The 4,319-nt window shown below is 64.4% G+C and carries 4 protein-coding genes; 3 read left to right on the top strand and 1 reads right to left on the bottom strand.

Annotated elements, in window-relative coordinates:
- The 3 genes from IT472_RS05515 to corA form a co-directional block, all read left to right on the top strand.
- The coding region (locus tag IT472_RS05515) for a transporter associated domain-containing protein (RefSeq protein ID WP_297179568.1) at positions 1–383 on the top strand (383 nt) is incomplete at its 5' end.
- 22 nt (positions 384–405) lie between these two features.
- Entirely contained in the window at positions 406–1,638 is a 1,233-nt protein-coding gene (locus tag IT472_RS05520) for a DUF4105 domain-containing protein (protein ID WP_297179571.1), read from the top strand.
- A gap of 31 nt (positions 1,639–1,669) precedes the next feature.
- A complete protein-coding gene (gene corA, locus IT472_RS05525) occupies positions 1,670–2,662 on the top strand; it encodes a magnesium/cobalt transporter CorA (protein WP_297179573.1) in 993 nt (330 codons plus the stop codon).
- 49 nt (positions 2,663–2,711) lie between these two features.
- Here corA and IT472_RS05530 read toward each other — a convergent pair.
- Positions 2,712–4,319, bottom strand: a 1,608-nt coding sequence (locus tag IT472_RS05530) for a S9 family peptidase (RefSeq protein ID WP_297179575.1), incomplete at its 5' end; no start/stop codon positions are given.

The raw sequence follows: 4,319 nt of genomic DNA on the forward strand, positions 1-4,319 counted from the left end.
GCAATCACATGGCGATCGTGATCGACGAATACGGCGGCGTGGCGGGCCTCGTCACCATCGAGGACGTGCTGGAGCAGATCGTCGGCGAGATCGACGACGAGCACGACGAGGCCGGCGACGAAGGCGTATTGATCGCGGCGCAGGCCGATGGCCAGTTCGTGGTCGACGCGCTGACCCCGATCGACGATTTCAACGAGCGCTTCGGTGCGGATTTCCCGGACGACGACTACGACACCATCGGCGGCCTCGTCACCGACGCGATCGGCCATCTGCCCGAGGCCGGCGAGGAGTTGACGCTGGGGCGCTTCAAGTTCCGCGTCGCCAATGCCGATGCACGCCGGTTGATCGCGCTGCTGGTGAGCGTCGATGCCAAACACGCGTGAGGAGCCTCGCGATCGATTCGCGATGGCCAAGCTGCGAACCGATGCGCTGATCAGCCTGTTGTCACGGGTCGCCCTGCTGGTCGTGTTGCTTGCCGGTTCCGGACTTGCCTCGGCCGCGACGCCACCCGCATCGAACCCCGTTCCGCGCATCGGCGTGCTCACCATGGGGCCAGGCGAGATCTTCTGGGAGCGCTTCGGCCACGACGCCATCGTGGTCGACGACCCCGAGCAAGCCGAGCCGACCAGCTACAACTTCGGCTTTTTCGACATGGAAGAACCCGGTTTCATCCCGCGCTTCCTGCGTGGCCAGATGGAATACATGCTGGTCGCGCTGCCGCTGTCGCAGGACCTCGACTACTATCGCCGGGTCGGGCGCGGGGTACGCCTGCAATGGCTGGATCTCGAGCCCGCACAGGCAACTGCACTGGCAGCCGCACTGGCCGAGAACGCCAAGCCGGAATACGCGCGATACCGTTACGACTACTTCACCAGCAATTGCACCACCAAGGTCCGCGATGCACTCGACCGCGCCCTGGGCGGCTTGCTGCTGCACCAGACCGAAAGCCGCTCCACCGGCGACACCTACCGCAGCGAGTCGCTGCGACTGGCATCGCCCTCGCCGTGGCTGTGGCTGGGATTCGACATGGCATTGGGGCCTTCGGGCGACCGCGCCCTGACTCGCTGGCAGCAGGATTTCCTGCCACGTCAGCTCGCCGATGACCTGCGCGCCGTGCGCCACCCCAATGGCCGGTCACTGGTGGCCTCCGAGGTCGAATTGCTGCCGCAGCGGCAGGCCCCCGAACCGACCGATGGCAGCGTCCCGCTGTGGCCTTGGCTGCTTGTCGGCACGATGCTGGCGCTTTGCGTCGCCAATGCCGGACAACGCCTTGAACGGTCGCTGGCGGCACTTGCCGGCGGCTACTGGCTGCTGTGCGGACTCCTGGGCACGGTACTCATCCTGGCCTGGGCCTGCACTGACCACCACGCCCTGTGGGCCAACCGCAACCTGTTGTTGCTGGATCCACTGTGCCTGCTGCTGTTGCCGGGCGCGTCAACACTGCTGAGGGGGCGCAGCCCGTCGCAACGATTCCGGATCCTGCTGATCCTCGTGGCCCTCCTCGCCGGCTTGGCCTGCCTGCCACTGTGGTTGCAGGTGTATCCGCAACGCAATGGCCACTGGATTGCACTGCTGTTGCCGCTGCACGCCGCCCTGGCTTGGCGCTGGACGCGCCAACCACGTCCCGCCCGGACTTGATCCACCTACCCGCACAGCGCAGGATTCACCGATGGACCAGACTTCCCTTCCCAACTGCGTGGTCAACTGCGCTGCTTACGACTGCAATGGCCTGCGCAAGGACATCAGCCTCGATGCCATCAGCGACGTGCTGGCCATGGATGATGACAGTTTTGTCTGGGTCGGCCTGTACGAGCCGGAAGCCCACCTGCTGGACAAGCTGCAGGAGGAATTCGCACTGCACGACCTCGCGGTGGAAGATGCCCAGAGTGCCCACCAGCGCCCCAAGATCGAAACCTATGGCAACAGCCTGTTCCTTGCCGTGCATACCGCGCAAAAGGTCGACGGACACGTCAAGTTCGGCGAAACCCATGTGTTCATCGGTCCGCGTTTCCTGATCACGGTTCGTCATGACGCCTCGCTGAGTTATTCCAGCGTCCGCCAGCGGCTGGAGCGGGAACCGGAAGTGCTGGCGAGGGGTCCGACCGCGGCCCTGCATGCCGTGCTCGACTTCGTGGTCGACAACTACCAGCCGATCGCGACTGATTTCGAGAACGAGCTCGACGCGCTGGAACAGGATGTGTTCGCGGAAAGTTACAAGCGCGGCACCATCCAGCGCCTGTATGAGCTACGCAAGGAACTGACCCGGATGCGGCTGGCAGTGGCACCGATGCAGGACATCCTGTCCCAGCTCACGCGCACGCCGGCGTTTCAGATCCCGGATGAAGTTCGCCCGTATTTTCGTGACGTCTACGACCATGCAGTCCGCGTCGGCGACACCATCGACACCCTGCGCGAGATGGTGACAGCGGCGATGAGCGTGAACCTGTCGCTGGTGACCATCGCCCAAGGCGAGGTCGTCAAGAAACTGGCCGGCTGGGCCGGCCTGCTGGCGGCCCCCACCCTGATCGCAAGCTGGTATGGCATGAACTTCGAGCACATGCCCGAACTGCCCGGCCAATACAGCTACGCCGTCCTGATCGGCGTGGTGGCGCTGGTCTGCGTGGCCCTGTATCTCTATCTCAAGAAGATCGACTGGCTGTAGCGGTCCGGGTGCGATCCAGGGGTCGATCGCACCCTTGCGCCACGTTTCCCTACTGCCCGATATGGGCGCGAAGCCAGTCGTTGACGGTGGTATGCCAGAGCAGGCTGTTGGCCGGCTTCAGCACCCAGTGGTTCTCGTCCGGGAAATACAGGAACTTCGACTCGACGCCGCGACGCTGGGCTGCGGTGAAGGCGGCGATGCCCTGTTCGACCGGAATACGGAAATCCTGCTGGCCGTGGATGATCAGGATCGGCGAACGCCAGTTGCCGACGTGGTTGGCCGGGTTGAAGCGCTGATAGCTTTCAGGATTGGCGTAGGGCGTGCCGCCGTTCTCCCATTCGGAGAACCACAATTCTTCGGTCGCATAGCCCATCATGAAATTGTCGAACACACCATCGTGGGCGACGATGCACTTCCACGGCGCGTTCCAATTGCCGGCAATCCAGAACGCCATGAAGCCGCCGTAGCTGGCACCCAGTGCGCAGGCGCGGTCGCCGTTGAGGAAGCCGTATTTCGCCTGCGCGGCGTCCCAACCCTTCTTCAGGTCTTCCAACGGGCGGTCGCCCCAGTGCTGGCTGATGGCGTCGGTGAACGCCTGTCCATAGCCGGTGCTGCCGTGGAAATCGATCATCACCACCGCGTAGCCTTGCCCGGCATAGGTTTGCGGATTCCAGCGGTAGCTCCAGCCGTCGCCGAAGCTGCCCTGTGGACCGCCGTGGATCAGGAAAGCGACCGGATACTTGTTGCCCGGCTGGTAGTTCCACGGCTTGACCACATAGCCATGCACGGTCTCGCCGTTCCAGCCGCTGAAACTGAACTGCTCGTATTCGCCCCAGGCCACGTCGGGCAGCATGTCCTGCGCGCTCGGGGTGATCTGGCGCAACGGGGCGCTGCCGTCCGGGCTGGTGGTGTAGATCACGTCGCCGCTGCGCATCGAATTGCGGGAAATGGCCAGCGTCGGCCCGGCCAGTTGCAGCGAGGACACGCTGCCATCACCGATGAGGCGGGTGGCTGCGCCGGTGGCGATGTCCACCGTGAACAGTGGGTGCTGGCCCATGTCCGCGGCAGTGGTGTAGATCGACTTGCCGTCCGCCGACAGGGTGATGCCGTCGGCGCTGCGGTCCCAGTTCGGGTCGATTTCGCGAACCTGCCCGCTGGCGAGATCCATCGCCATCAACCCGAACCGGTCGGCCTCGAAACCCGGTCGCTTCATCGCCCGGTAATACAGCGTCTTGCCGTCGACGGAGAACACCGGACCGGCATCCCAGGCCTTGTTGGCGGCGGTCATGTTGCGTGCGCCGCTGCCGTCGGCGTTCACCAACCAGATGTCGAAATTGGTGTTCCAGGGCTCCTCGCGGTCGGCTTGGCGCACGCTCATCGCCACCTGCCTGCCGTCCGGCGACCAAGCGAAATCGGACAGGTCGCCAAAGGGCTTGGAGGGAATGTCACCGTGGATGCCGCCGCTGAGCAGGGTGGCCGTGGTCAGCGGTGTGACGCCACCCAAGGAGGCGGAAAATACCCGATTCAGGCGCCCGTCGTTCCAGGTATCCCAGTGGCGGATGAACATGCGGTCGAAGGTCAAGCCGCTGGCCTTGCGGCCCTCGACTTCAGCGAGCTTCTTCTTCGTGCAATCTAGGTCGGCGTTGCACTCCGGGAA

It is taken from the genome of Thermomonas sp. (assembly GCF_020850895.1).
Taxonomy (GTDB): Bacteria; Pseudomonadota; Gammaproteobacteria; order Xanthomonadales; family Xanthomonadaceae; genus Thermomonas.